The following is a 25,466-nucleotide window of genomic DNA, read 5'->3' on the forward strand; positions in this document are numbered from 1 at the left end:
CTTGCCCGAACTTCTCGTCTTTACGCAACAAAGACCTCAGTTCTTCCGATGTATAGTTCTTCACTGTCAATGCCACTTTGCCCATACAGCCAAACTACAACTTTTTTATCTATTTGTAAAAATATATTGAACTTTATATAAAAGACTGTTAAAACTATTATTTTTTAAATAGCTTCGGAAAATTTAGTTTTTGCCGATGAACATAGAAAACGAAGGACAGGAAATGAAACGCGAACTCGGGCTGTTGGACGCGACTATGCTGGTGGTTGGTTCGATGATCGGTTCGGGGATTTTTATTGTAAGCGCCGATATTACCCGGAGCGTGGGCAGCGCGGGCTGGCTCATTTTGATTTGGGTGATCAGCGGGTTAATCACATTAACGGCCGCTTTAAGTTACGGAGAACTTTCGGCCATGTTTCCAAAAGCCGGCGGCCAATACGTTTACCTCCGCGAAGCTTACAATAAATTTGTGGCTTTTTTGTTCGGCTGGTCAACTTTTACGGTGATCCAAACCGGAACCATTGCAGCCGTTGGCGTGGCTTTCGCCAAGTTTTCGGCTTATATTTTCCCTTCTGTCGGGCCGGACCATATTTTGTTTTCTTTGGGGAAATTCCAGTTCAACGCCGCGCAACTGCTTTCGATATTGATGATCATTCTGCTGACCTGGATCAACAGCCGGGGCGTAAAAAACGGCAAAATCATCCAAACACTGTTTACCATCACCAAAATATTGTCGCTTTTTGGGCTAATTATTTTTGGGTTGACAACGGCTTTTCGTTCCGAAATCTGGCATTCCAACTGGGCCGAACCCTGGAAAATGCTGCAATGGAAAGCGGATTCCAACATCGCAATTGCCATCGGCGGAAGTGCTCTTTTTGCCGGCATTATTTCGTCCATGGTGGGTTCTTTGTTTTCCAGCGATGCCTGGAACAACGTTACTTTTATTGCCGGCGAAATCCGAAATCCGAAAAGAAACATTGGTTTAAGCTTGTTTCTGGGAACGCTAATTGTTACCACCATTTACATTTTGGCCAACATCATGTACACCGCCGTTTTGCCGATGGTGGAAATTGCACATGCGCCTGCCGATCGTGTTGCCGTTGCCGCTTCGCAATATATTTTCGGAACTTCCGGGACAATTATTATCGCGGTGATGATCATGATCTCCACTTTTGGCTGCAACAATGGTTTGATTTTGGCTGGCGCAAGGGTTTATTACACGATGGCGCAGGACGGACTTTTCTTCAAGCAAGCCGCACATCTAAATAAATTTGAAGTGCCGGGCTGGGGCTTGTGGGCGCAATGTTTGTGGACTTGTTTGCTATGTTTATCCGGTACTTATGGCGCGCTGCTGGATTATGTGGTTTTCGTAGTACTGATATTTTACATCTTAACCATAGCCGGTATTTTTATTCTTCGGAAGAAAAGGCCGGATGCCGAACGCCCGTACAAAGCCTTTTTATACCCTGTTTTGCCTGCTTTGTATATCGTTGCTGCGGCCGTGATTTGCATCGGTCTGCTCATCTATAAAACCGATACTGCCGGTTACGGGTTGCTCATTGTGCTGCTTGGAATCCCGGTTTATTTTATTTCCCAACGCAACCTGAAAAATGCCTGATAAAAGAAGCATACTGTTTTTATCGATGTTTTTTTGGTGTGTCAACCTCGACGCACAAAGTTTAAATCAAAAGTTACAAAACGCTTTTAACCGTTTAGAACGGGATTTACAATGCAAATACGCTTCCCTGTCTTTAACCGTTTTGGATGCCGAAACAGGCGAAACGGTATTTGCCGCACACCCCGAAATGGGTTTGGCTCCTGCATCAACTTTAAAAACCGTTACTTCTACCACAGCTTTTGGTTTATTGGGGAAGGATTTTCAATACCAAACCACTTTGGGCTATAATGGAACGGTTGCTGCGGATGGCACTTTAAACGGCGACCTCATCATCAAAGGCGGCGGCGATCCGACTTTGGGAAGCTGGCGTTACGATTCTTCTAAAGAAAACGCTGTTTTGAAGATTTGGGTCGAAGTCATCCGCCAGGCAGGAATCAAAAAAATCAACGGAAGGATTATAGGCAATGATGCTTTGTTCGGCACGCAAAAAATCCCGGACGGTTGGATTTGGCAGGATTTGGGCAACTATTATGGTGCCGGTACTTCGGGCTTGTGCTGGCGCGAAAACCAGTATGACATTAAACTGCAAACCGGAAGGGTTGGCAGCCGGGTTAGGATTGTAAAAACAATTCCGGAAATGCCAAATTTAAGTTTTCAAAGCGAACTGCTGACCGGAAGTGCCGGAAGCGGAGACCGTGCTTTTGCCTATTTACCTGATAAAAACAGCATCGTTTACCTTCGCGGCACTTATGCCAATAACCTGGAAAAACGAAGTATTGCTGCTGCCACGCCGGATCCGGCTTATGATGCCGCTTTTCGGTTGGCCGATACGCTAAAAAGGCTGGGGATTGATTTAAAAGGAACGCCAGCGTCAACCCAAACCTTAACGGCAGCGCAAAAGCCATTGCCGGAAGCAACGCAAATTTTATCCAACATTGCCTCGCCTAAATTAAGCGAAATCATATTTTGGCTGAATAAAAAAAGCATCAATTTATACGCCGAACAATTGCTGAAAACGCTGGCCTGGAAAGCCGGAAAACCGGTTGCCACAGCAGATGGCGTCCAGGTTTTACAGGATTTTTGGAAAGCAAAAGGCATAGATCCAAACGCTTTAAACATCGTTGATGGCAGCGGGCTTTCTCCCGGCGACCGTGTAAGCACTTCTACTTTGGCACAAATCCTTTTATCCGCAAAAAAAGAAACCTGGTTCCCGGATTTTTATAAAAGCCTTCCAATTATCAACGAGATGACGATGAAAAGCGGCAGCATCAATGGTGTGCAAGCGTATGCCGGTTATCAAACCAAAAACGGCCGTAACTTGTGCTTTTCCATTATTGTTAACAATTACAGCGGAAGTAGTTCGGGGATCAAGGCAAAAATGTTTAAAATTTTGGATGAGTTGAAGTAGATTGAGAAATAGAACTGGCTGAGCTTTTCTTAACGTTCTTTTTGCTTGAACAAAAAGAACCAAAAATTCAAGACAAACCCGATCCCTCCGGGCGTTTTGTCCGGCCTTTCCGCACCTGGGCGAATACCTGCCGCTTCGGGATGTACGGTGGACGAAAAATAGCCGATAAAAGAAGCATTGAACAAACACAAGTAGCGGCAAGAAAGGGAAGCCTGCAAGGTAGCTGCCCAGGAGCGTGGGGAAGAATGCCGCCTGGAGGCGATCTGGCATTCTTGATTTTTTGGTTCTTTTTTATCAAGAAAAAAGAACGGACAAGGAAAAAACTACTTAAAGAAGGCCCTTCAAGCCCAGGATGACGAGGCTCGGATGATCAACCTACTCAATCACCTTTAAAATCCTGCCCCACCTGATTTTATTCAAACCAGTTGCCGCGCTGTCCGTACTCATCCAAGTGATCATCGCTTTGCCGATAACATGGTCTTCCGGCACGTAGCCCCAAAAGCGGGAATCCAGCGAGTTGTGGCGGTTGTCGCCCATCATCCAGTAATAGTTCATCTTAAAAGTGTAGCGGTCAGCCTTTTTTCCATTGATAAAAACAGTATTCCCTTTTATGTCAAGCTTGTTGTTTTCGTAAAATTGAATGGCCTGGCGGTACAAAACCATTGTCGAATCATTTAAAGGAATAACCATCCCTTTTTTCGGCAAAACAAGCGGGCCGAAATTGTCTTCGTTCCATTTAAAACGTTCGTTGTGCGGGAAAACCTGTGCATTGTATTCGCCTTTACTTTCCACAATGGGTTGAATGGATTTAATGTTTGAATAACCTTTCAAAACAGACAGGTTTGCTGTTGGCACAATCATTTCAAATGTATTTTCTGCCAATTGCTGCCTTATTTCGATGTGCAGCTCTTTAAACACTTTCGGGTTCATTTCCCGTCCGTCTGTTTTCACTGCGTAGGAAGTTTGCGCGTTTGGTGCATTCGGGTTTGCTTTTCCGTTGATAAAAACCTGTCCGTTTACAATCGTCAGCACATCGCCTGGCAAAGCCTGGCAGCGTTTGATGAGGTTGGTGCGCACATCAACCGGTTTGTCCACTTCTTCGGGTTTGTTAAAAACCACCACGTCCTGGTTTTTGATTTCGGATAATCCCGGCAAACGAAAATACGGCAGTTTGATGCCGTCCCAATACGTTTTGATGCTGTCGCTGGTCAAGGTTGATTCTAAAAACGGAACGGCAACCGGCGTAAAAGGCATCCGTGCGCCGTAACTCATCTTGCTCACAAACAAATAATCGCCGGTAAGCAAGGAGCCTTCCATCGAACCGGAAGGAATGGCATAAGCCGAAAAAACCAATCCGCGGATGATGGTTGAAGCAACCAGCGCAAACAAAATGGCATCAAACCATTCGCGCGTTTTACTTTTTTTGGGTTGATTTTCTTGCTTTTTGCTGCCGAATTTCCAGTTCATCTTTTTAAAATTTAGGTTGATAATGATGCTTAGATAAATTATCAATCATATTGTTACAGCAATACCAAAAAATAGGCGATAAAAGAAGCATTGCTTAAATTTCTTCAAACTTTTTTGTACGCTGCCGACTTTATACAGGCAAAACGATCAAACCAAATCAACATGAAAAAGGGCGAAACAGTACACTGGAACTATGGAAAAGGCGAAGGCGAAGGCAAAGTAGAAGAAATTTTTACCGAACCTGTTGAGAAAAAAATCAAAGGCACCACGGTAAAACGCAAGGCCAGCAAAGAGGAACCTGCCGCATTGGTGAAACAGGAAAACGGCAACGAGGTGCTGAAATCGGAAAGCGAGCTGAAGAAGGGGAAAAAGGATTGAGGTATGAGGATCGAGGTTTTGCAATGAACAATAAACCATTTCCTATTAACCGATTATGCTTCTTTTATCACCAAAAAAACAAAACCCGGCTGTACATAACAGGCCGGGTTTTTATATATTTAGTTTGTGGAGGCAAAATTTAAGGATTCGCAACGGCATTCGTTCCGTCTTCTGTCGGCGGCACGCCAACGACTTTAAAAATGCGGCTGTCGCCAGAGTTATCTTCCTGATAATAAACACCGTCTGGGGAAACAAAAAGTTTTTCGCCATTGATGGTAACCTTACGGCTTTCGGCAGGGATAGAATTTACAACATCGCCAACGCGTGGCAAAGTGCTTTGTTGCTGCATGGTGTTGTTGTTTGGTTGCTGCGCCGTGTTGTTATCGTTGTTGTATTGTTGCTGTCCGTCTTGCTGGCCACCGTTTTGATCGGTATTTAAAACACCGTCTTTGCCAGCTACACGGTAAGCTTTCTTGCCGTTTTCATCTTTAATCTTTTCATAGTACACGCCGTCTTTTTCATAATATTTTTGTCCGTCAATGGTAATATCTTCAGAACCTCTTGGCAAACGTGGTACTACGGCACCAACCGGCGGCGCAACAACCTCATAATTGCCGCCATCAGTGTACTGGCGGTAAAACAAACCTTCGTTGTAATAATACGGATAGCCGCCATAGTTGAACGAAAAATATCCGAAAGGCAAAGCACCAATGCTTAAACCGATGTTAGGATAATAGCCGCGGTAGTAAGCGCCATAGCCAACGTAAGGACGGCCGTAAAAACCACCGTAATAAGGGCGGCCATAATAACCACGGTAACCATAATTCCTGTAACCATAATTAGGGCGAATAGCTACGCCGCCGCGGTAACCGCCAAAAGTCCTGCCCGGTGCATAGCGCGGAACGGAAGCAATACGGTTGCCGCCACCAAAACTGCCATGGAAACCGCCGCTTATTCTGCCGCCGCCGCCAAAACTACGGCCACCGCCTCCAAAACTACGGCCGCCGCGTTGTGCTTCGGCGGGAGAAAAACCTGCCAGCATTATCGCACAGGCGAACAGCATGTATAGGGCAATTTTTCGGATTGAATTTATCTTTTTCACTTGATTGTTTATTTATCTGAACTTGTATGTATAGATGATAGACTATCCTAAATTTTAAAAGTTTATTCTGGTTCACATTTTGTTTTTTGTGTGGATAAAGAAGTTGTTTAAACTTAACTTTCCTGATAAATGCTTCTTTTATGGTATAAAAATAAGGACACACCCTTAACCCCTCTCAAGAGGGGAAATATGGCGCCTACCTTTCCTGTGTTTAGAAAGGCGTCGTTTGCAGGTTCCCCTCTCGAGAGGGGCAAGGGGTGTGTCCTTCATAAAATATGTGTAAATAAAATAGAATATGTAACATCAAAAATTTAAACAAATCAAAAATCATTTTGAATGAATTTTACCGGGATGAAAAAACCATTTTCCCACTCAAAAACCCAATGATTTTATGCCGGTAAAAACAGTATCAGGAAAATGGTTTTAATTCCCGGCAAAACCAGTTTTATGTAACTATAAAGTTATACAGTATTTAACGCGAAAAGCAATTACCTCAACTTAAACTTTATAAATTTAGCAGCATAAAAACAGCACCATGAAGAAACTTTTTACACTTTTGCTCTTGCTTTCCGTTGGCGTAAACGCGTTGTTGGCGCAATCCCGTCCGGCAGATTCTGTCCGCCGTACCGCTTTTCCTACCGGTTTTGCCGGAAACGTAACCCGCTCCCAGCCTAAACCCTACAAAACCGTGATTACCGAAAAAGCCATTACGCGGAGAGGTTTGTTTAAAACGCACAAAGTAGAAGACAAATATTACTTTGAAATTGGCGACAGTATTTTAAACCGCGAAATTTTGGTGGTGAGCCGGATTTCAAAGGCCGGTGCCGAAGTCCGTGCCGCTTCCGGTTATGCCGGCGACCAGATCGGCAGTTCGGTCATCAGTTTTGAAAAAGGGCCGGGCAACCGTATTTTTATGCGGAAGATTTCTTACAGCACTTACAGTCCGGACAGTACCAAATCCATGTACCAATCGGTTCAGCGTTCCAACATCCAGGCCATTGCCGCTGCTTTTAACATTGCGGCTTATTCTCCTGATGAAAAAGGCAGCGTGATTGACATGACCGATTACATCAACGGCGATAGCGAAGTGTTTTATTTCAGTTCGGCAGCGGCAAAATCGCGCATCCGTTTGGGTAGCATCCAGGCCGACAGAAGTTACATTTCCAACGTTAAAAGTTTCAGGAACAATGTAGAGATCAACACGGTAAAAACGTATTCGCTTACCGCGCCGCAAAGTTTTGGCCGCGGCGCTTTGCCAACCACGCCAACGCCCGGCGGCGGCACCGGTGCCAATGCCGGCAACGGATCGGCAACTGTTGAACTGAATACCTCTTTGGTTATTTTACCAAAAAAGCCGATGCAGTCGCGCTTTTTTGATCCGCGCGTTGGTTATTTTACCGTTGGCTATACTGATTTTGATGCCAATCCGCAAGGGATCAAAGACATCCAACTGATCAAACGCTGGCGGCTGGAAGTGAAACCGCAGGACATGGCCAAATACAAACGCGGCGAACTGGTAGAACCGGTAAAACCAATTGTGTATTATATTGATGCCACTACGCCCAAAAAATGGATCCCGTATTTAATTGCCGGTGTAAACGATTGGCAAAAAGCTTTTGAAAAAGCAGGTTTCAAAAACGCGATCATCGGGAAAATGGTGCCATCTGCCAAAGAAGATTCGACTTGGAGCATTGATGACGCCAACCACTCGGCCATCGTTTACAAACCTTCGGAAACAGAAAATGCAAGCGGCCCAAGCACGGCCGACCCGAGGAGCGGCGAAATCATCGAAAGCCACATCAACTGGTACCACAACGTGCAGAAACTGGTGCACGATTGGTATATGATACAAGCAGCAGCCATTGACCCAAAAGCACGAAAAATGGTTTTTAGTGATGAACTGATGGGAAATTTGATCCGTTTTGTGTCTTCGCACGAGGTTGGGCACACGCTGGGTTTGCGCCATAACTTCGGTTCCAGCTCCACGGTTCCGGTAGAAATGCTGCGCAACAAAGCTTTTGTGGAGGCTAACGGCCATACGCCTTCCATTATGGATTATGCACGTTTCAATTACGTAGCGCAGCCGGAAGACAACATTTCTGAAAAAGGTATTTATCCAAGAATTGGAGATTACGATAAATGGGCGATTGAATGGGGCTACAAAGTGATGCCGCAATATAATACGGTTGAAGAACAAACAGCTGCATTAAGCAAAATAGCAATTGAACGTTTGAAAGACAGAAGGTTGTTTTTCGGAACGGAAAGCAACCCGGACGACCCGCACTCACAAAGCGAGGATTTAGGCGATAACGCGATGAAAGCCAGCACATATGGCATCAAAAACCTCCAACGCATTTTGGTGAAACTACCGGAATGGACGAGCCAGAAAAACGAAGGCTACGACAACCTGGAAAACATGTACAACCAGTTGACCGGCCAGTTTAACCGCTACATGGGCCATGTGGGCAAAAACATCGGCGGCATTTACGAAAACCCGAAAACGGTAGAACAATCCGGTGTGGTTTACGAATATGTGCCGGCATCAACCCAAAAAGAAGCAATGCTGTTTTTAGACCAACAATTGTTTACCACGCCAACCTGGATGTTGGACCGAAAAATTTTGAGCGACATCGGCCAAAGCCCGGTTCAGGTGGTTTACAAATTGCAAAACAGCGCTTTAGACCGTATCGTAACCAACCATAATCTGTACAAATTAATTTCGGCAGAAGCGGCAAACGGCAACAGCGCTTACAAGATCACCGATTTTTTTGGCGATATGCAAAATTCGATCTTTAGAGAACTGAAAGCGAACCAGCCAATTGATGTTTACCGGCGCAACCTGCAAAAAATGTATGTGGCCAAACTGATCGAACTGGTTAAACCGGGATCATCGGCAACGCCAAACCCATTTGCACAAGCTGGCGGCGGAAGAAGGGAAACGCCAACATCCGATCCGGAGAAAGAAGATACAGACGTGATGTCTGTTGCCAAAGCACAACTGCGCAGCATCAACGCGCTGATCAAAACTTCTTTGCCAAATACTTCCGATAGTTTAAGCAATTATCATTTGCAGGATTTAAGCGACCGGATCGAACTGGCGTTGAACCCGAAAGGGTGATTGAGGTATCAGGTGTGAGGTTTGAAATGTGAGTTAAAACAAAAACTTGGATATCAAGGCAGGTCATTTTTTTGATCTGCCTTTTTTGTTGATGCTTCTTTTATCGGATAAAAATTGTCAATTGTTGTCAATTCTGCTGGTCGAGGTTTGTAACCTCGTCCTTGGAGCTTAGGATTTCCTAATCCTGTTATAAAACCTCAATTTTTGTTGATGCTTCTTTTACCCCCTAAAATTTGTCAACCTTTCTTATCAAAGCAAAAAATTCTATAGCAAATCCCAAATCCATTTATCTAAATTTGCCGCATACTGTTTTTATCACCTAAAAATTGATTTGTACATGACTGAGATCAGGAATAACTGGACGAAAGAAGAGATTGCAGGAATTTACCACATGCCGCTTTTGGATTTGATCTATCAGGCAGCTACGGTTCATCGTGAAAATAAAGATTATGCGGAAGTCCAGATCAGTTCTTTGATCTCTATCAAAACCGGCGGTTGCCCGGAAGATTGCGCTTATTGTCCGCAAGCCGCGCGCTACAATACGGGCGTTGATGTACACGCCATGATGCCGAAAGACGAAGTAATTGCCGCTGCCGAAAAAGCAAAAGCTGGCGGTGCTTCGCGTTTGTGCATGGGCGCGGCCTGGCGCGAAGTGCGCGACAACCGCGATTTTGACAAGGTAATTGAGATGGTAAAAGCCGTGAACGCGCTGGATATGGAAGTTTGCTGTACGCTGGGCATGCTGAACGAAGCACAAGCGCAACGTTTGGCCGATGCCGGTTTGTATGCTTACAACCATAATTTGGATACTTCGGAAGATGACTACAAACGCATCATCACGACCAGGACTTACGACGACCGTTTACAAACTTTAGAACATGTGCGCAAAGCAAAAATCACGGTTTGCAGCGGCGGCATTATCGGTTTGGGCGAAACGGTGGAAGACCGGGTTTCGATGCTGAAAACCTTATCCAATTTGCCAAAACATCCCGAATCTGTACCGATCAATGCTTTGGTCCCGGTAAAAGGGACGCCTTTGGCCGACCAGCCGCGGGTTTCCGTTTGGGACATGGTGCGGATGATCGCCACCACGCGGATCATCATGCCAAAAACAGTAGTCCGCCTCTCCGCCGGCAGGACTGAAATGAGCACCGTAGAACAGGCTTTGTGTTTTATGGCTGGTGCCAATTCTTTGTTTGCCGGCGATAAACTCCTCACCACGCCCAACCCTTCTTTCGATACGGACATGGCCATGTTTGAGCTGCTGGGCCTGAAACCGCGCAAAGCTTTCAAAAACGGCAGGCCGCAGCAGGAACCCGTTTCGATGGAAGCATCAATTTTATAGTGGTAAAAGAAGTATTGTCATTTCGACCCGAAGGGAGAAATCTTCTTCAAAGCGATAACTATCAAACTGAAAGAGGATTTCTCCCTCCGGTCGAAATGACAAAGCGGTGCAAATTCCTGTGTCTGCTTTTTGTAATTATCGTTTTTTGGTAGATAAAAGAAGCATCCTGCATAAACGTGTTTTGCATAATAATGCGAAATTTGCGATAGATTAAAAAATTTGTTACAAATAATTAAACATACAGATCAGGTTATTATGAAGAATTCAAAAGTAGGCAATAAATTTCCGGATATTACGGTAAACGCAATGGACGAAATGGGCGATGCCTACAAAATCAACGTGCTGCAAAAAGCCATCAATGAAAACAAAAAGGTGCTTTTATTTTGGTACCCAAAAGACTTTACTTTTGTTTGTCCGACAGAAATCCACGCTTTCCAGGCTGCTTTAGAAGATTTCAAAGCTAAAAACACCTTGGTCATTGGCGCTTCCTGCGATTCGGCCGAAGTACATTTTGCCTGGTTGAGTACAGCAAAAGACAATGGCGGAATAGAAGGCGTTACTTTTCCTTTATTAGCTGACACGACCCGTAAATTAGCTTCAGAATTGGGCATTTTGGACGAAGAAGATTTTGTTACCTACCGCGCTACTTATTTAATTGACGAAGAAGGAACGGTTTTCCACGAAAGCATCAACCATATGCCGCTTGGCCGCAATGTAAACGAGTATTTGCGTTTGGTGGATGCCTACACGCACGTGCAAACGCATGGCGAAGTTTGTCCCGCCAATTGGGAAGAAGGAAAAGAAGCCATGAGCGCGACCACCAAAGGCGTGGCCGAATATTTACAAGCCAACTAAGCCATGACAGAACTAACAACCGATACGTTGGCCAGCGTTGTTGCGGCCAATAAAAAAGTAATTGTACAATACGCGGCTTCTTGGTGCGGCAACTGCCGGATCATGAAACCAAAATTCAAGAAGTTTTCTTCGGAACATGAAGACATGGAGTTTGTGGTAATTGATGCGGAGAAAAACCCGGAATCGCGCAAACTGGCCGACGTGAGCAATTTGCCAACTTTTGCTGCTTTTGTAGATGGAAAACTGTTTAAGCAAACGCAAACCAACAAAACAGAAGTACTTAAAGAACTGATTGATGAAACTGCCGGTAATTAAACACGTTTTGGGTTTTGTGGAAACCCACGACCAGGATTGGGTAGTTGAAACTATTGAGTTGCTGGAATACATGACCGAACTTTCTTCCATTAAAGATGAAGAACTGGACGTCATAGGCGAACTATTATCAAACCTGTACGGCGCTTTGGAAGTACACCAGGCAATACAGCAAGGCACACCAGCCAAAGAAGCTTTAAACCAGTTTATGGGCCGCGTTTTAGGTTCAATTGACCAGTAATGCTTCTTTTATCACCTAAAAATCAGAAACTCTCGGCTTTAATTGGTTGAGGGTTTTTTGTTTTTATGGGATTGAAATATGCGCTTTGTCATTTCGACCGTAGGGAAAAATCTTATTTCAACCAATTTAAAGAGAGAAACCTTTTTCAACCATTAATTTTAGGTAAACACTTTTGGTAAGTACAGGATGATGGCACAAAACGTACCTTTGTGCTTTCCATCTTCAAACTCTAAACTCGCCATGTGGGCAGAAAAATTAAAGCTCGGTAAACAATTAGCACGAACGGTAAATGAAGCCGGTTTCAACACTCCAAAAGAAATTCAGCTTAAAACTTTAACCAGAATAGCCGGCGGACAGGATTTAATAGTGGTTGGCCCGGAAGGTTGCGGAAAAACGACAACGTATATTTTGGCTGTTTTAAACCGCATTAAACAAGGTTTTGGCGATGCACCGCGTGTTTTGATTTTGGTGGACAGCAAAGAAAAAGTGGAAGCTGTTTTAGAACAATTCAATTTGTTTACCAAAAACAAAGCCATTCAAATTGTGGGTTTATTTCCGGCACTGGGAATGGAAACGCAGTTAAACGCTTTGGCTGATGGTGCCGATGTGGTTGTGGCCACGCCAGACCGTGCCCGTGCCATTTACCTGAAATTGGGTTTGAACCTGAACAAAGTGGATTTGCTGATTTTGGACGATGCCGAACAGATTGTGAAACAAGGGATGCAATTGCCCGTTGCCGAGCTGGCCAACAGCATTGACAAAGCCCAGCATTTGGTTTTTACCGAAGTGGTGCACGATAAACTGCTGAAAATGATCGGCCCGTTTATGAAATTGCCGGCAACGGTAGAAGTGGAGGAACTGACCGAAACGGATTTGGTAACGCACGAACAGTTGCTGTACCACGTGCCCAACTTTCGCACAAAACTGAATTTGCTCGACCTGTTTTTGCAGGATGCCGATGTGTTCACCAAAAATGTGGTTTTTGTAAATACTTCTTTTACCGCCGAAAAAGTGTTGAAGAGTTTGGGCAAAAGCGTTAAAGAGGAAACCGCGATACTCAACCCGCAATTTTTTGATACGGCAGGTTTTGATGACATCCAGCAGTTTAAAGCGGCTTCTAATGTGCGTACGTTAATCGTGGCGAATGAAAATACGCCGAACCTGGATTTGACCGACATCCCGTTTATCTTTCATTTTGAACTTCCGGAAGAAAAAGGAACATTTATCAAACATGTGGTTAACCAATGGCCGCAGGAAAATTTTGAGGTGCTGGCCATTACTTTTGCCACGGATTTGGAATTGGCAACGGTTAGGAAAATAGAACAAGCCATCGGACAAAAAATTCCGGTTGCCGAATTGCCGGAAGGTTTGCTGATCGAAAAAGAACTTAAAAAAGAGATAGAAAAACCAACCGCAAAAGCAGCCCAAAAAGTACCGGAAACGGGGTCAGCTTTCCACGAAAAAAAGGATAGCAATGCCAAAACTTACAACTACAGTTCGGGCGAAAAAGCCAAAATGAACAACAAGCGGAAACATTAAATGCTTGTTTAGAATCCACTTATCGAAGTTCCATGCTTCTTTTACCACCTAAAAATTGGTGTGTATAAAATTTTTATTTTTTGGATTGATGCGAATACCAATTTTTATAGGGTAAAAGAAGCATCAACATTTTTTTCTTTTGTAAATCTAAACAGGTTTTAAGAAATTAATTTTTTAACTGGTAAGAGAACTTCTATTGTTGTTGACGGTTGTATCAGCAATGAAAAAACATGCTTTACTAATTGCTTTTTTTACCGCATTAATTTATGCAGAGGCAAAGGCACAAACCGTAACCGGGCCAATGGGCGAAAAATTTGCAGTGCGCACCGTTGCTGCCAAATTAAGCGATCCCTGGGAAATTACCTTTGGCCCAGATAATTACCTTTGGGTAACTGAAGCAAAGGGTTATCTGGTAAGCCGGATTGATACTGCTTCGGGCAATAAAACGGTGCTGCTGGATTTGAACAGCGAAAGGCAGTTTCCGCGGTACGACAGGATGCACAACGGCAAACCCTGGCCACAAGCCGGGCTAATGGGCATGGCTTTGCACCCGCAGTTGTTGACCGGCAAACCTTATGTTTATTTGTCGTATTTGTACCAGTTTAAAGAAGTTGACCAAACGAAAGACGGCTGTAAGTTAAATTATGGCGGCTGCTTTTTTAAAACAAAAATTGTGCGTTACGAATACGATACCAAAGCACAAAAGCTGGTTAACCCGGTTACGCTTTGCGATACTTTGCCCGGCAGCAATGACCATAACGGCGGCCGTTTAACGATTGCTCCCGTAAAAGGTAAAAATTATTTATTTTATTCTATCGGGGATATGGGTGCCGGCCAGTTTGTAAATGCCAACCGCCCAAACCATGCGCAGCAAAAAGACGATTACGAAGGGAAAATTTTGCGTTTTAATTTGGAGCCGGACGCAGACCAAAACCCTTTCGATAAATGGATCCCTGCCGATAACCCTTTCAACACCAGTTCCCGGCAAAATGCTGTTTGGAGTATTGGGCACCGCAACCCGCAAGGCTTGTTTTATGCCGTTATAAACGGAACGGGAAGATTGTATTCCTGCGAACATGGCCCTTTTTCGGATGATGAAGTTAATATTATCGAGAAAGGAAAGAACTACGGGCATCCTTTAATTATTGGCTACCCGGACGGCAACTACAATGGTTTGGCTGCCGGTGTTTCTAACCATGACAGCTTGCCTGGCAAGTGGCACACTACTTATCCTTTTATCCGCTCAGAGCAGGAAAACGTAAAGCTGATTGGTGCCGAAAATTATCGTGCGCCAATTAAAACATTGTACCCCAACCCTTCATCTTTTTTAACTAAACTTTTTAATGAGATCAAAAGTGGCAATAATGGGACCAAATGGGCATCCGAAGGGATAAGCAGTATTGAGGTTTATACGGCGAATAGTATCCCGGGATGGAAAAATTCGGTGTTGCTGACCGGCCTGAAAAACGGAAAGCTGATCCGGTTAAAGCTGAACGAACGGGGCGACCAGGTTACTTCTGATACCATTTGTTACTTTAAAGGCGATGTGCGCTATCGCGACCTGGCTTTTTCTCCGGACGGAAAAAAGATTTATTTATCAACAGACACCGGTTCGGTTTCTTCCGGCCCATCCAAAGAAAACCCGCAACAAGTAAGCTACCGGGGCAGTATTTTAGAGTTTACTTATTTAGGCCAAGACCCAACCGGGCAAAAGCAACCGGCCAAACTTCCGGAAAAAAGCGTTGTAGAAGGGCCAAAGAAAAAGGCCAAGTAACAAATGTTGTTAAAGCTGATACTGTTTTTATGCCGATAAAAACAGTATCAACCTTTTTTGGAGCAGAAGCGGATGTACAAATCTTCCACTTTTTTTCTGGCCCAGGGTGTTTTTCGCAAAAAAGTTAAGCTCGATTTAATGCTCGGGTTATCCGTAAAGCAATTGATGCGGATCCGGTCGCCCAATTCTTCCCAGCCAAAATGTGCCACTAAATCATTCAAAATACCTTCCAGCGTTTTGCCGTGCAGCGGATTGTTGGTTTGTGTTTCCATTAGTTTAAACAAATGTAAAAAAGATTGGTTGGCTAAACCAAAGTGGCGATCAAACAAAATCCAACCGGCCCGACTTTATCACAAATGAAAACAGCAACAGCAGTGGCCGGAGGATTGGCAGGCGCATTAACGCTCAACCTGATCCATGAAACTTACCGGCAAATTGATAAAGACGCGCCGCATATCCAATTGATTGGGGAAGAAGCACTTGTGAAATTGTTAAAATCAGCCGGCCTGCCTCTTCCTTCAACCCAAAAAGAACTGTACAGTTACACTTTGGCCGGAGATATTTTCAGCAATGCTTTATACTACAGCCTGATTGGTTTCGGAAAGAAAAAGCATTTGTTGAGGCGCAGTTTGGTTTTAGGATTGGCAGCAGGAGTGGGGGCAGTTTTTTTGCCTTCTAAGATGAACCTGAACCAATCGCACAGCGATCGGACAACAGAAACGAAAGTTTTAACGATTTTGTGGTACACCCTGGGTGGCCTGGCGGCGGCTGGGGCAATTAAAGTTTTAGGGAAAAAGTAAGCTTCAACACTTCGCGAAGTTGATGCTTCTTTTATCGGGTAAAATTTGTTGAGCTTTTGACAAGTTTAGGATGGACTTGGCATAAGAAAGTTTACAGCAATAAAATATCAATCTGGTGCGCATGAACCATGTTTTCTGGCGGCGACCAGGCAAAAACGGTAAAACGGCCATCCTGCGAAGCAACCAAAGCAACGGCATCGCGCTGGTCAAACACAAATTGTGCTGCCGAAAGGTGCCTTGTTCCGCCTAAAGTTGCCGGATGGATCACGCTGGCCGAACTGCCGATCACGGGTTCTGTCAGCACAATCTGATCTACACGTTTACTTTTCCACGACCTGCCGATTTTGGCACCGAAAGCAAGCAGTTCGTGCCTGTCGTTGATTACGGTTGCGCCATCAACCGCAGTCAAGCCGCCAACGCTGTCTACGGCCTGCCGAAGCATGTTTTGCCACAAAAGCAGGTTTTTTTCTTGGTCAATTTGTTTTGTCAGGTCTGATAATCCGGAAAAAGCCGAAACCACAGGATAGGTAATGGGATGGATGATCGAATCGCGCCAGTTGTCAGTATCTGCCGGAACCACCAACACCGCGCCGCCGCGGCCATGGGCGCGCATGGCCGTGGCTAATTGTACCAGCACATTAATGGAATCCGCATCATTGTTGCTGTAATGAGAAGTAAAGCCTAACAAAGAGTTGATGATCGGCGGCCTTTCGGATGCGTTTTGGCTGATTTCATCCACCACTTTAATCTGGTCGCCTTTTAGTGTGGCCACATTTACAAACTTTCCTAAACCATCTATCCGGCGGTGTTTTACTACCAACAGGCCCGGTTCAACCACTTCCAGCACAAAACATAAACCCGGGATTTCGCGTGTTGTTCCCCACAAATACAGCTCGCCGTCTTCTATCCAAATCCCTAAATGGATGCCCGGGCGCTCTACTGCCGGTGCCAGTTTGGTTAAATTTTGTGTTTTAAACGGCAGCCGGTGTTTAAACACCAAAGGCATTCCAGCCATTTCTTCGGGCAAAAAAGCAAGGGAAATTTTGGGCGAATGGCCTTCTTCGCGGCCTAAACTTGCCCAAAAAGCCACATCAATAATCGCTTCAATAACTTCTACAGATGGTTCGGGCGCCAATTCCTGCACTGCATTTAAGCGTGCTATGTTAAAATGTTTTTTAAAATGAAGGTCAACTGCTTCCGAAACCGCAAAAGCAGCCTGGTAAGTAGGTTGCGGAATCCTTCTTTCGTTTAGGCTGGTAATAAGGGCATTGTTCATTGTGGTAAAGGTGGGTTGCAGGTGACGTATCAAAACTAACCTAATTTAAACGGGTAAGCAAACACACTATGTCAGCCTAATGTTGTTTGTTTTATTTTCACCGCTGATGCTTCTTTTACCGCCATAAAATCAGTGTACGTTGTTGACATGGAAGGAAAATCCAACGCAGCTAATTTAGAATCAGTTTGTATTACAGCAAAGCAATAGGACAGGCTTTTCTTCTTCCCCGCAATACTTACCTTTGCCATCAAAATATTAAAACTATGGCAGCAACAAAACTAACCATCAACAACAACGGGTCGGTAAAAATAGAAGGCGATTTTGAGATCGTGGACATGCAGGGCAACAATTACGGTTTGCAGGGAAGAACAGTCGTTTCGGTTTGCCGTTGCGGTTTATCCACCAATAAACCCTTTTGCGATGGTTCCCACAAAGGCCATTTTGAACACAATGCGGTGGCTTTTGATTTGCCGCCACGCAAAGTTTAACTGGGTAAATTAAAACAACGAAATTTTAAAAGCGGGTTTGTATTTATATGAGCCCGCTTTTTTTTATGCCTGTTAAATCAAGCTTTGGTCAGCCGGGCGAGTGCGTGGTTCAGTTCTTCCCCGGCACTGATCATTTTGTAAATGTAAACGTGCGTTGTGGCGTTGGTTTCGTTTTTGTCCAAAGCGTTCTGCCATATCTTTTCATACAGGCTGATCGAATACAAAGCATCGGTAAGGCGGATGATACCATTTTCCAAAGCGGCAAAAAACAGTTTTCGTTCCAGTTCTAAATGGAGCACCAGGTTGGTGATGCTTGCCGGTGCTTCTACATCATGAATCGTCCAGATGCGGTTATGCCAGCCGTATTCTTTGTACAACCGGTTTTGATGCAGCATTTGCACATATTGCCCATAGCTAACCAAACAATTGGAAATAGAGCTTTGCAAATTGGTAAGTAAACAAGTACCTACAGGTTGGGCAGTGTTCATAAAGTGTTTTGGTTAGGCAAGGGTAGGTTTTTTGCCACACTTCTACTTGTTTTCCAGGCAGATAGTTGTGCTGTATTTACAATTTACTTAAACCAAAGTTTATTAGCTGACAGCTTATTTTCGTACTGATATTTTGTTTGAAATTAAACCTAAAAACCGTAAATTTTTACATAAAAGCAAAATATCCGGAAACCTAATTTACCGCCTGAAAACGCTTTAGGTCTAAAGTTGGCCAGTCAATCATTTTGGCATAGTCTGCCACGGATTGTTCTTTTAAAAACTCTTTCATCCCGTTGTCGGCATCGGCCAAAGTTTTCCAATAGATCATCATCAAACGCTCGCCATCCGGGGCAACGCCAACGCGGCGCGTGATGTAGCCGGTTTGCCTGCTGATGTAGTCGGCTTCCACCTGCTGGTCCCGTTTTTCAAATGTATCGCGCACAACCTGACGCTTTTCTTTAAAAGTGGCCAGTTCAATTACAAAAGGTTTTTGGTCTTTTAATGAAGTGCTGTGGTCTTCTTTCACCACAAAGCGTTTGCGGTTTAAAGTTGTCGTGTCAATCAGTTTTTGTACACCTGCCCATAAAGGGTTTTGTAAAAACTTTTGCTGGCCTGTATTTGCATGTGCTAAATTATCCCAGGATAAAACTACCAGCCAATTGCCTTTTTGGTCAACACCGCTTTCACTGCTGATGTAGCCGGGCTGCTTTTGAATATAGAGTTGCTGCACCAACGAGTCCAGGCGTACATATTCTGCCCGGCGGATATCTTTTCTGGTTTTACAGGTAATTATTTCAATTATATAATTGGCGTAATTAACTGGCTGTCTTTTCTTTGTCTTTTTTATGCTGATGTTTCCGGGGCCATGGTTGCAGCTTCCCAGTAATACAATTGCGGCTGATAATAATAAAAAAGTAGCGGTGTTTTTCATAATCAAAACTTTTAATGCGTTAAAGCTAATACTATTTTTACCTGCACTAAGTTTAAAAGCCTGTTGCAACGTTTAATTGAAAATGTGATGACAGTTTAAAAGGAAGCAAACCAACGATGACGAAAAAACGGCAACAAGCAGATTTTAAAGGAGAAGCAAACTTTCAAAAGTATTTTTTGGATCTCAACCTAAACAAAGCCGCTTGTATAATGCTTATCCTTCAACAAAAACGAATGCTTCTTTTACCACCTAAAAATCAGAATTGATGCTTTATTTAATCCTTGCTTTGCTCATCCTTTTGTTCCTGGTTTATTTGTTTTTTAACAAGCGGAAGTCGGAACCTATTATCCAACCCGAACAGACAGAAAATTACAAAAAACTTTTGCAGCAGCACGTGGCTTTTTACCGGCAGCTAAACCCGGAACAGCAGGAAAGCTTTGTTTTGAGGGCAGTAGCTTTTTTACAGGAAACCCATTTGGAAGGCGTTGGTTTTGAGCTGGAAGATTTAGACCGCGTGTTGGTGGCTTCGAGTGCTTTGATCCCGATTTTCAGGTTTAAAGACTGGCGTTACCCGCACCTCACCAATGTTGTTTTGTACCCCGATGCCTTTAATAATGATTTTAAATTTGATGAAGGAAAAGGCGAAATGGCCGGCATGGTTGGCAGCGGTTTTATGAACGGGCAAATGCTGCTTTCGCGCGCTGCCCTGCGCAAAGGTTTTTCTGCTTCTGCGGGGGCTGAAAATGTAGGGATCCATGAGTTTGTGCATTTGCTGGACCAGGAAGACGGCGCAACCGACGGCGTGCCCGAACAGCTTTTGCCGCCCGAATACGCCGAACCTTGGATGAAACTGGTGCACCGCGAAATTAAAAAAATGGAGAACGGAAAATCAGATATTAACCCGTATGCCATGACCAACGAAGCCGAGTTTTTTGCCGTTACTTCCGAATATTTTTTTGGGAAGCCCGAAAAGCTGAAACAAAAACACCCGGAACTGTACGAAATGTTGAGCAAGGTTTTTTTGGAGGAAAAGGAAGGTTAAAATTTTACCGATGCTTCTTTTACCAACCTTTTTTTTGAATAGGTTTGCAGCCGATGAAAGGCCAAACACCAGAAAAAGAAATTTTCCAAAACACAGATTTTGCTTCGCAGAAACCCGAAAGGCGCGATTTTGAAGATTGCGAACTCGTCAATTGCTCCTTCGCTTCTTTTTCGCATTACAACTTTACCGATTGTGTTTTCAAAAACTGCAACCTCAGCAATATTAATGCAGACAGTTGCAAAATGAACAACCTTGTTTTCAGCGGCTGCAAATTGCTGGGCATTAATTTTTCGCGGACGCGTGATTTTGGTTTTGCCGTTTCCTTTGTGGATTGCAACCTGGAATATGCTTCTTTTGACCAGAAAAAAATGAATGCCAGCCGTTTTGAAAACTGCAAGCTGCACAGCGTAAATTTTACCCGGGCCGACCTCAGCAAAACCAAATTAACCAATTGCGATTTGTACGAAGCCGTTTTCGATCAAACCAATTTAAGCACGGTTGATTTTACTTCGTGCAAAAACTTTATGATTGACCCGGAAATGAACAACCTGAAAAAAGCAAAGTTTGCCGCGCCGGATTTGGCCGGGCTTTTATACCGGTACGATTTGGTCATCATTCCTTAATTATTGCTAAAAAAATCAGTAAAAATAGGGAGAAACAAACCAAAACCAGTTACTTTGCAGTTCCATGTCTTTATTCATTTCCTCCTTAAATTCGGGCAGCAACGGCAACTGTTATTACATCGGCAACGCGCAGGAAGCCGTGTTGGTAGATGCCGGGATTTCGTGTTTGGAAACCGAAAAACGGATGAAACGTTTGGGTTTGGGTTTTGATAAAGTAAAGGCCATTTTTATTTCCCACGAACATGCCGATCATATCCGAGGCGTAGAAGTGTTGTCGCGCAAATACAGCCTGCCGGTTTACATCACCCCAAAAACAAAACTGAACAGCCGTTTGGCTTTGGAAAAACACCTGACCAAACCTTTTTGCGCCACGAGACCAGTACAAATTGGCGGGCTGGAAATTTTAGCTTTCCCAAAACTGCATGATGCCATCGAGCCGCACAGTTTTGTGATTGGCTGCAACCATATCAAAGTTGGCATTTTTACCGATATTGGTTTCGCCTGCAAGCAACTCATCCATCATTTTAAACAATGCCATGCCGCTTTTTTGGAAGCCAATTACGATGACGAAATGCTGGTGAACGGCCGTTATCCTTACCATTTAAAACACCGCATCCGCGGCGGAAAAGGGCATTTATCCAATGCGCAGGCTTTGCAGGTTTTCAAGGAACACAAGCCGGATTTTATGGGTCATTTACTGTTGTCGCACCTCTCAAAAGACAACAATTGCCCAAAATTAGTGCAGCAACTGTTTGAATGTTGTGCCAATGGGACAGAAATTATTGTGGCTTCGCGCGATGCAGAAACGGCGGTTTATTTAATAGACGGATCGTTTGTAAAAAAACAAACCTCAAACAAACCAACCGCAAAAGAGCAATCGAAAATGCAATTGTCGTTATTTTGATCTGGGCAAATACTCCTTTTACCGGTTGTTTTTTGGCAAAAGCAATTGTCGTTTTTGATTTTTAAGGATCGCCAAAAGAACCAATATCAAAAAAAGTATGGTAAAAGAAGCATCAACAAAAAACTCAAATTAAATTTTGAAAAACGCAATTTAACTAATAGCTTAGTTAAATTAATCCTGCTTTATGAAAACCTTTACTTTTTTGTTGTTTACGGCTGCATTTTTGATTTTCAAAAATGAAATAAAAGCGCAAACAAACACGCCAAACGATGCTGTTTTGATTGATTTGTATCAAAACCAGCGTTACGCAGAAGCGGTGGGTTACCTGAAAAAAAATTATCCCGAACCGGTTACCGATTTAAAAGTGCTTGGCCGTTTTGCCTATGCCAGTCAAATGGCCGGGAAATTGTTGGACGCCGAAAGCTATTATTTGCGTATTTATCAGCAGGATTCTGCCAGTATTCCTGTTTTGTTAAACCTGGCCAGTATCCAAATCAGGCGGGAAAACAACAGCAAGGCGTTGTTTTATTACGAAAAAGTGATTGCATTGGATAAAACTAATTTTTCGGTGTACAAGCAATTGGGGAGATTGTATTCGGACAAAGGTGAAACTGAAAAAGCCATTGCCAACTGGAAAACGGCAAATCAACTAAACCCGGAAGAAGCGGACGTAGCGGCAGATTAAAGTTTGATGCTCATCAACCAAAAACGGCCTAAAGAAGCAGAACCTGTGTTGAAAAGCGCTTTGCAAGCCGATTCTACCAATTTGCTTTTGTTGCGGACTTTGGCCAAACTTACTTACGTTAATGATCGGTTTAAAGAAACCATTAACGCTTGTTTAAAAATAATCGGGCTTAACGATGTTTCTTTGGAAGTGCAGAACATGCTGGGCACTTCTTATTTTATGGTCAAAAATTACAATTGTGCCTTGGAAACTTTTTTGGCGATGCCTTCCGATGCACAAACGGAACGGATCAGCTATTTATCGGCCAGAAGTTTTAAGGCATTGAAGCGGTACAAACAAGCGGTAGAATATTACAACAAAACGCTGATGGAAGCCATTTCGCCCAACACGGATGTGTATTATGATGAGCTGGCCGATACCTACGACTTAAACAAACAATTTAAAAACGAAGCTTTGGCTTACCAAAAAGGCTTGTTTTTTAAAGAGAAAGCCATTACGTATTATAATTTGGCCGGATTGTATGACAAAGGGCTGCACGATAAAGCCAATGCCGTAAAGTTTTACAAGAAATATCTCAAGGCAAAACCGCCTGTAAAAGAGCAGGTTTATGTAGATTTTACACGAAGCCGGATCGAAGAACTAAGCAGGTAAGCTGCCGCAACAGGATGCTTCTTTTACCAGCATTTTTTTGGTGGAGGCCAAATTTATGCCGGTAAAAGAAGCATTCAAATGTTTACACCGCTATTTTGTCTGCTAAAAATACCTGGTCGGTAACTTCCAAATAGTGTTTTAAGGCACTTTCAAATTCGGGCAGTAAAATACCTTTTTCGCTTCGCAGCGCAGCATTTTGAGGTGCGGGTATTTTTTGCTGTAGTTTTGCTGTGGGCATGCCTTGCACCAAAATATCGTCCAATCGGGCAAATTGCGCTGCTTTTCGGGCCAAGTTGGCATCCGTGGTTTGACCTTGGTTGGTTGCGTGGACAATGCCGCATTCGTCGTCCAGCAAAATGTTTAAAGTTTCGTGCACCAAATCCGGAACGTAGGTCAGCGAAATTAAGTTATCGTTTGCTGCTACAACTGTGCTTCCTTCCTTGATCCGGTTTAAAATTCTCGAAATAAAGCTTTTATTTTCCCAGGGACTGAACAACTTTCCAACCCGGACAATCAGGGTTTCGGGAAAATGTTGCAGCAACATTTCTTCTGCCTTTGCTTTGCTTTGGCCAAAAATATTTAAAGGAGAAACGGTATCATTTTCTAAATAAGCTTCTTCTTTTTCTCCGTTAAAAACCAATGCAGAAGAAAAAGTAACCAGTTTAATTGTGTTCTTTTTGCAGGCCTCGGCCAAAAGCAAAATTGCGTCAGTATTTATTTTGAAGCAATTTTCCGGGTTTTGTTCTGCCTGCCCCACATCCGCATATTCCTGCAAGTTAATGATCGCCCAAGGGTTCAATCTCTGGATTAATTGTCCCAGTTCAACTTGATCAATCATACCAATTTGATGATGAACAACACAATTAATATTTCTGTCCGAGCAAATCTTTTCAAACCCAGTTTCTAAAGAAGCAAATCGGCCTAAAACCAAAATCGGGCGACAGTGGGATGAAGGTTTGACAGGGTTGATCCTAAAAACGTTGGCGTCAGGATAAGCAATCCTTTTTTCCTGTTTCCACCAGCCCGGCGTTTCCAAAACAGGTTGCCGGTACTTTTGATTCCGGGCCAGTTCCTGTATCAGTTTAACCATCGCCGTAGGCCGTGGTTTGCCGGAACGAAGGTTGAATACGCCCGGTTCGTACAAGCCCCAAGGTTTTGTAACCAGGCTGTTCCAGCCATAAGTGCCTAAAATAGCCCAGGCTGTTAAAGCGCGGATGTCCACGCCATCGGCTTGCAACTGGTTTGCCGTTTCCCAAACTTCATAAAACCAGCGCATTTGTTCTTCGCGGGTACAATGCAAATGGCATTCGGTAATGGCAAGCGGTAATTTATACCTTTCCCAAGCTTCTTTTAGTAACACAGAAAGGCCGGTTTCGTGCGGATATGGAACCCTGACAACTTCAACATCAGCATATTGATGACGTCCGTTTCCGCCATGAACGTGCTGCGGATACTTTTGCAGGTCCTCGTCCAAATAACGTTCGGAAGTGATGTAGTAATTAAAGCCGACCACTTCCGGTTTGCAAGGATTCTCTAAAAAGTAATCCAAATCCTCATTTTTAAACCCCATCCCGATGAGGAACCTGTACATTGTTTTGTCCGAAGTAAGCGTTCCGGTGAGCAAATCGTAAGAAAGCCAGCGGCGTTCGTTTTCAAAATCAGCCTGGTACTTCAACAACGGCGTGCTGTAAACTTTTCCTAAATCTTCCGTCTGGATCAGTTTTGCATTCGGGTTTACTTCCCGGATGGCCGCCATCGCCATGATGGTTGCTTTGCATTCGCTTAAAAGTACCCGGTAAAAAGAGTATGCGTCTTTTTCGTGTGGATACCAATGGCCGTACAAACCGCAAAAACGTGCGGTAGTTAAAGGTTCGTTTACCGGTGTATAATATTCGAGCCAGGGAAATTTTGTAGCCACAAGCCTTGCATAATCAGCAACGCCTTGCTCAAAACTGCCGTCAAAAAAACTGACAAATGTTGGCCCGCTGCCGTGGTGTACCAAACCGGCAATCGGTTCTACGTTCAGTTCTTTTAACCGGAGCAGATTTCGTTCAACAAAACCCCAGTCTATTTCTGTGTTTTTTTCAGGCTGATGTTTCTCCCACAAAACCGGGTAGCGCAACATTTTGATGCCCAAAGAAGCGATTAAATCTATATCCGTTTCACGGTTGTAATGGCCGGAAAACTCCGACTGGTCAATGTAATTATCTCCAACGCGGTTGATGGTCCCTTCAATCCCGCCCCAAATTTCTATTGGTCTTTGTGTAAGCATAACGCCCCTGTTTTTAAGTGTTTATCTGGTACATTATAATATTTAACTTATAAAATAACTTTTGGTTTTTTAAAAAGGCGGATGTGGAAAACTGCCTGCCGGATGTTAAAGATTAACTTCACTAAAAAAGATGCCATAAAATAAGCATG

At 43.8% G+C, this 25,466-nt stretch carries 27 protein-coding genes; 19 read left to right on the top strand and 8 right to left on the bottom strand.

Features of this window, described 5'->3' with window-relative positions; all coding sequences use genetic code 11:
* Window positions 1-196: 196 nt before the first annotated feature.
* Genes V5804_RS05570 through V5804_RS05580 form a run of 3 tightly spaced genes read left to right on the top strand, consistent with a single transcriptional unit; the run spans window position 197 to window position 3,382 of the window.
* Window positions 197-1,618 carry an APC family permease gene (locus tag V5804_RS05570; RefSeq protein WP_369590390.1) on the top strand — a complete coding sequence of 474 codons (1,422 nt, stop codon included), beginning with the start codon at window positions 197-199 and terminating at the stop codon, window positions 1,616-1,618.
* Entirely contained in the window at window positions 1,611-3,026 is a 1,416-nt protein-coding gene (gene dacB, locus V5804_RS05575) for a D-alanyl-D-alanine carboxypeptidase/D-alanyl-D-alanine-endopeptidase (RefSeq protein ID WP_369590391.1), read from the top strand. Before V5804_RS05570 ends, dacB begins: the two co-directional genes overlap by 8 nt.
* 41 nt (window positions 3,027-3,067) lie before the next feature.
* Entirely contained in the window at window positions 3,068-3,382 is a 315-nt protein-coding gene (locus V5804_RS05580; protein ID WP_369590392.1) for a hypothetical protein, read from the top strand.
* Between the two features lie 19 nt (window positions 3,383-3,401).
* On the opposite strand, the gene lepB is transcribed toward V5804_RS05580, so the two are convergent.
* Window positions 3,402-4,493, bottom strand: coding sequence for a signal peptidase I (gene lepB, locus V5804_RS05585; protein ID WP_369590393.1), 1,092 nt, complete (start codon window positions 4,491-4,493; stop codon window positions 3,402-3,404).
* 162 nt (window positions 4,494-4,655) lie between these two features.
* On the opposite strand from lepB, the gene V5804_RS05590 reads away from it, so the two are divergent.
* Window positions 4,656-4,871, top strand: coding sequence for a DUF2945 domain-containing protein (locus tag V5804_RS05590; RefSeq protein ID WP_369590394.1), 216 nt, complete (start codon window positions 4,656-4,658; stop codon window positions 4,869-4,871).
* 139 nt (window positions 4,872-5,010) lie between these two features.
* Here the strand turns inward: V5804_RS05590 and V5804_RS05595 are convergent, their stop codons facing one another.
* Window positions 5,011-5,973, bottom strand: a complete 963-nt coding sequence (locus V5804_RS05595; protein WP_369590395.1) for a DUF6515 family protein — start codon at window positions 5,971-5,973, stop codon at window positions 5,011-5,013.
* Between the two features lie 535 nt (window positions 5,974-6,508).
* Here V5804_RS05595 and V5804_RS05600 point away from each other — a divergent pair.
* From V5804_RS05600 to V5804_RS05630, 7 genes are all read left to right on the top strand, one after another.
* Window positions 6,509-9,091 carry a zinc-dependent metalloprotease gene (locus tag V5804_RS05600; protein ID WP_369590396.1) on the top strand — a complete coding sequence of 861 codons (2,583 nt, stop codon included), beginning with the start codon at window positions 6,509-6,511 and terminating at the stop codon, window positions 9,089-9,091.
* A 337-nt stretch (window positions 9,092-9,428) separates the two neighbouring features.
* Complete coding sequence (gene bioB / locus V5804_RS05605; RefSeq protein WP_369590397.1) at window positions 9,429-10,436, top strand: biotin synthase BioB; 1,008 nt, start codon at window positions 9,429-9,431, stop codon at window positions 10,434-10,436.
* Between the two features lie 255 nt (window positions 10,437-10,691).
* Entirely contained in the window at window positions 10,692-11,291 is a 600-nt protein-coding gene (locus V5804_RS05610) for a peroxiredoxin (protein ID WP_299291444.1), read from the top strand.
* Window positions 11,292-11,294: 3 nt separating this feature from the next.
* Window positions 11,295-11,606 (top strand): thioredoxin family protein, encoded by a 312-nt coding sequence (locus tag V5804_RS05615; protein ID WP_369590398.1) that lies wholly within the window; start codon window positions 11,295-11,297, stop codon window positions 11,604-11,606.
* The gene (locus tag V5804_RS05620; RefSeq protein ID WP_369590399.1) at window positions 11,587-11,844 is read left to right on the top strand and encodes a hypothetical protein; all 258 of its coding nucleotides are present in this window, start codon (window positions 11,587-11,589) and stop codon (window positions 11,842-11,844) included. The genes V5804_RS05615 and V5804_RS05620 overlap by 20 nt, the downstream gene beginning before the upstream one ends.
* Before the next feature lie 240 nt (window positions 11,845-12,084).
* Complete coding sequence (locus tag V5804_RS05625; protein WP_369590400.1) at window positions 12,085-13,383, top strand: DEAD/DEAH box helicase; 1,299 nt, start codon at window positions 12,085-12,087, stop codon at window positions 13,381-13,383.
* 220 nt (window positions 13,384-13,603) lie between these two features.
* On the top strand, window positions 13,604-15,157 hold the full coding sequence (locus V5804_RS05630; protein ID WP_369590401.1) for a PQQ-dependent sugar dehydrogenase: 1,554 nt from the start codon (window positions 13,604-13,606) through the stop codon (window positions 15,155-15,157).
* A gap of 47 nt (window positions 15,158-15,204) precedes the next feature.
* Here V5804_RS05630 and V5804_RS05635 read toward each other — a convergent pair whose 3' ends face one another.
* On the bottom strand, window positions 15,205-15,429 hold the full coding sequence (locus V5804_RS05635) for a VF530 family DNA-binding protein (protein WP_369590402.1): 225 nt from the start codon (window positions 15,427-15,429) through the stop codon (window positions 15,205-15,207).
* Window positions 15,430-15,471: 42 nt separating this feature from the next.
* Here V5804_RS05635 and V5804_RS05640 point away from each other — a divergent pair, with 42 nt between their 5' ends.
* The gene (locus tag V5804_RS05640; RefSeq protein ID WP_369590403.1) at window positions 15,472-15,957 is read left to right on the top strand and encodes a hypothetical protein; all 486 of its coding nucleotides are present in this window, start codon (window positions 15,472-15,474) and stop codon (window positions 15,955-15,957) included.
* A 91-nt stretch (window positions 15,958-16,048) separates the two neighbouring features.
* Here V5804_RS05640 and V5804_RS05645 read toward each other — a convergent pair whose 3' ends face one another.
* On the bottom strand, window positions 16,049-17,233 hold the full coding sequence (locus V5804_RS05645; protein ID WP_369590404.1) for a putative sensor domain DACNV-containing protein: 1,185 nt from the start codon (window positions 17,231-17,233) through the stop codon (window positions 16,049-16,051).
* 71 nt (window positions 17,234-17,304) lie between these two features.
* Window positions 17,305-17,481, bottom strand: a complete 177-nt coding sequence (locus tag V5804_RS05650; protein WP_369590405.1) for a hypothetical protein — start codon at window positions 17,479-17,481, stop codon at window positions 17,305-17,307.
* 15 nt (window positions 17,482-17,496) lie between these two features.
* Here V5804_RS05650 and V5804_RS05655 point away from each other — a divergent pair, with 15 nt between their 5' ends.
* Window positions 17,497-17,721, top strand: a complete 225-nt coding sequence (locus V5804_RS05655) for a CDGSH iron-sulfur domain-containing protein (protein ID WP_369590406.1) — start codon at window positions 17,497-17,499, stop codon at window positions 17,719-17,721.
* A 77-nt stretch (window positions 17,722-17,798) separates the two neighbouring features.
* Here V5804_RS05655 and V5804_RS05660 read toward each other — a convergent pair whose 3' ends face one another.
* Together V5804_RS05660 and V5804_RS05665 are read right to left on the bottom strand one after the other, a co-directional pair.
* On the bottom strand, window positions 17,799-18,209 hold the full coding sequence (locus tag V5804_RS05660) for a hypothetical protein (RefSeq protein ID WP_369590407.1): 411 nt from the start codon (window positions 18,207-18,209) through the stop codon (window positions 17,799-17,801).
* A 193-nt stretch (window positions 18,210-18,402) separates the two neighbouring features.
* The gene (locus V5804_RS05665; RefSeq protein WP_369590408.1) at window positions 18,403-19,140 is read right to left on the bottom strand and encodes a hypothetical protein; all 738 of its coding nucleotides are present in this window, start codon (window positions 19,138-19,140) and stop codon (window positions 18,403-18,405) included.
* 116 nt (window positions 19,141-19,256) lie between these two features.
* Between V5804_RS05665 and V5804_RS05670 the strand changes: the two genes are divergently transcribed.
* From V5804_RS05670 to V5804_RS05695, 6 genes are all read left to right on the top strand, one after another.
* Window positions 19,257-19,406 carry a hypothetical protein gene (locus V5804_RS05670; protein ID WP_369590409.1) on the top strand — a complete coding sequence of 50 codons (150 nt, stop codon included), beginning with the start codon at window positions 19,257-19,259 and terminating at the stop codon, window positions 19,404-19,406.
* Window positions 19,406-20,182: a zinc-dependent peptidase gene (locus V5804_RS05675; RefSeq protein WP_369590410.1), complete on the top strand. Its 777-nt coding sequence runs from the start codon at window positions 19,406-19,408 to the stop codon at window positions 20,180-20,182. The genes V5804_RS05670 and V5804_RS05675 overlap by 1 nt, the downstream gene beginning before the upstream one ends.
* A 53-nt stretch (window positions 20,183-20,235) precedes the next feature.
* Window positions 20,236-20,805, top strand: coding sequence for a pentapeptide repeat-containing protein (locus tag V5804_RS05680; RefSeq protein ID WP_369590411.1), 570 nt, complete (start codon window positions 20,236-20,238; stop codon window positions 20,803-20,805).
* A gap of 64 nt (window positions 20,806-20,869) precedes the next feature.
* Window positions 20,870-21,709 carry an MBL fold metallo-hydrolase gene (locus tag V5804_RS05685; protein WP_369590412.1) on the top strand — a complete coding sequence of 280 codons (840 nt, stop codon included), beginning with the start codon at window positions 20,870-20,872 and terminating at the stop codon, window positions 21,707-21,709.
* A 184-nt stretch (window positions 21,710-21,893) separates the two neighbouring features.
* Entirely contained in the window at window positions 21,894-22,394 is a 501-nt protein-coding gene (locus V5804_RS05690; RefSeq protein WP_369590413.1) for a tetratricopeptide repeat protein, read from the top strand.
* Between the two features lie 6 nt (window positions 22,395-22,400).
* Window positions 22,401-23,045, top strand: a complete 645-nt coding sequence (locus V5804_RS05695; RefSeq protein WP_369590414.1) for a tetratricopeptide repeat protein — start codon at window positions 22,401-22,403, stop codon at window positions 23,043-23,045.
* A gap of 82 nt (window positions 23,046-23,127) precedes the next feature.
* On the opposite strand, the gene V5804_RS05700 is transcribed toward V5804_RS05695, so the two are convergent.
* A complete protein-coding gene (locus V5804_RS05700; protein WP_369590415.1) occupies window positions 23,128-25,317 on the bottom strand; it encodes a family 1 glycosylhydrolase in 2,190 nt (729 codons plus the stop codon).
* Window positions 25,318-25,466: the final 149 nt, after the last annotated feature.

The organism is Mucilaginibacter sp. (genome assembly GCF_041088075.1).
Taxonomy (GTDB): Bacteria; Bacteroidota; Bacteroidia; order Sphingobacteriales; family Sphingobacteriaceae; genus Mucilaginibacter_A.

What these genes read in the sequence shown, in the direction of transcription:
- V5804_RS05645 (WP_369590404.1), bottom strand. Translation starts at nt 17,233, where the DNA reads ATGAACAATGCCCTTATTACCAGCCTAAACGAAAGAAGGATTCCGCAA.
- V5804_RS05695 (WP_369590414.1), top strand. Translation starts at nt 22,401, where the DNA reads ATGCTCATCAACCAAAAACGGCCTAAAGAAGCAGAACCTGTGTTGAAA.
- V5804_RS05655 (WP_369590406.1), top strand. Translation starts at nt 17,497, where the DNA reads ATGGCAGCAACAAAACTAACCATCAACAACAACGGGTCGGTAAAAATA.
- V5804_RS05625 (WP_369590400.1), top strand. Translation starts at nt 12,085, where the DNA reads ATGTGGGCAGAAAAATTAAAGCTCGGTAAACAATTAGCACGAACGGTA.
- bioB (WP_369590397.1), top strand. Translation starts at nt 9,429, where the DNA reads ATGACTGAGATCAGGAATAACTGGACGAAAGAAGAGATTGCAGGAATT.
- V5804_RS05685 (WP_369590412.1), top strand. Translation starts at nt 20,870, where the DNA reads ATGTCTTTATTCATTTCCTCCTTAAATTCGGGCAGCAACGGCAACTGT.
- V5804_RS05570 (WP_369590390.1), top strand. Translation starts at nt 197, where the DNA reads ATGAACATAGAAAACGAAGGACAGGAAATGAAACGCGAACTCGGGCTG.
- V5804_RS05630 (WP_369590401.1), top strand. Translation starts at nt 13,604, where the DNA reads ATGAAAAAACATGCTTTACTAATTGCTTTTTTTACCGCATTAATTTAT.
- dacB (WP_369590391.1), top strand. Translation starts at nt 1,611, where the DNA reads ATGCCTGATAAAAGAAGCATACTGTTTTTATCGATGTTTTTTTGGTGT.
- V5804_RS05675 (WP_369590410.1), top strand. Translation starts at nt 19,406, where the DNA reads ATGCTTTATTTAATCCTTGCTTTGCTCATCCTTTTGTTCCTGGTTTAT.
- V5804_RS05680 (WP_369590411.1), top strand. Translation starts at nt 20,236, where the DNA reads ATGAAAGGCCAAACACCAGAAAAAGAAATTTTCCAAAACACAGATTTT.
- V5804_RS05650 (WP_369590405.1), bottom strand. Translation starts at nt 17,481, where the DNA reads ATGGCAAAGGTAAGTATTGCGGGGAAGAAGAAAAGCCTGTCCTATTGC.
- V5804_RS05665 (WP_369590408.1), bottom strand. Translation starts at nt 19,140, where the DNA reads ATGAAAAACACCGCTACTTTTTTATTATTATCAGCCGCAATTGTATTA.
- V5804_RS05590 (WP_369590394.1), top strand. Translation starts at nt 4,656, where the DNA reads ATGAAAAAGGGCGAAACAGTACACTGGAACTATGGAAAAGGCGAAGGC.
- V5804_RS05620 (WP_369590399.1), top strand. Translation starts at nt 11,587, where the DNA reads ATGAAACTGCCGGTAATTAAACACGTTTTGGGTTTTGTGGAAACCCAC.
- V5804_RS05670 (WP_369590409.1), top strand. Translation starts at nt 19,257, where the DNA reads ATGACGAAAAAACGGCAACAAGCAGATTTTAAAGGAGAAGCAAACTTT.
- V5804_RS05610 (WP_299291444.1), top strand. Translation starts at nt 10,692, where the DNA reads ATGAAGAATTCAAAAGTAGGCAATAAATTTCCGGATATTACGGTAAAC.
- V5804_RS05600 (WP_369590396.1), top strand. Translation starts at nt 6,509, where the DNA reads ATGAAGAAACTTTTTACACTTTTGCTCTTGCTTTCCGTTGGCGTAAAC.
- lepB (WP_369590393.1), bottom strand. Translation starts at nt 4,493, where the DNA reads ATGAACTGGAAATTCGGCAGCAAAAAGCAAGAAAATCAACCCAAAAAA.
- V5804_RS05690 (WP_369590413.1), top strand. Translation starts at nt 21,894, where the DNA reads ATGAAAACCTTTACTTTTTTGTTGTTTACGGCTGCATTTTTGATTTTC.
- V5804_RS05700 (WP_369590415.1), bottom strand. Translation starts at nt 25,317, where the DNA reads ATGCTTACACAAAGACCAATAGAAATTTGGGGCGGGATTGAAGGGACC.
- V5804_RS05660 (WP_369590407.1), bottom strand. Translation starts at nt 18,209, where the DNA reads ATGAACACTGCCCAACCTGTAGGTACTTGTTTACTTACCAATTTGCAA.
- V5804_RS05615 (WP_369590398.1), top strand. Translation starts at nt 11,295, where the DNA reads ATGACAGAACTAACAACCGATACGTTGGCCAGCGTTGTTGCGGCCAAT.
- V5804_RS05635 (WP_369590402.1), bottom strand. Translation starts at nt 15,429, where the DNA reads ATGGAAACACAAACCAACAATCCGCTGCACGGCAAAACGCTGGAAGGT.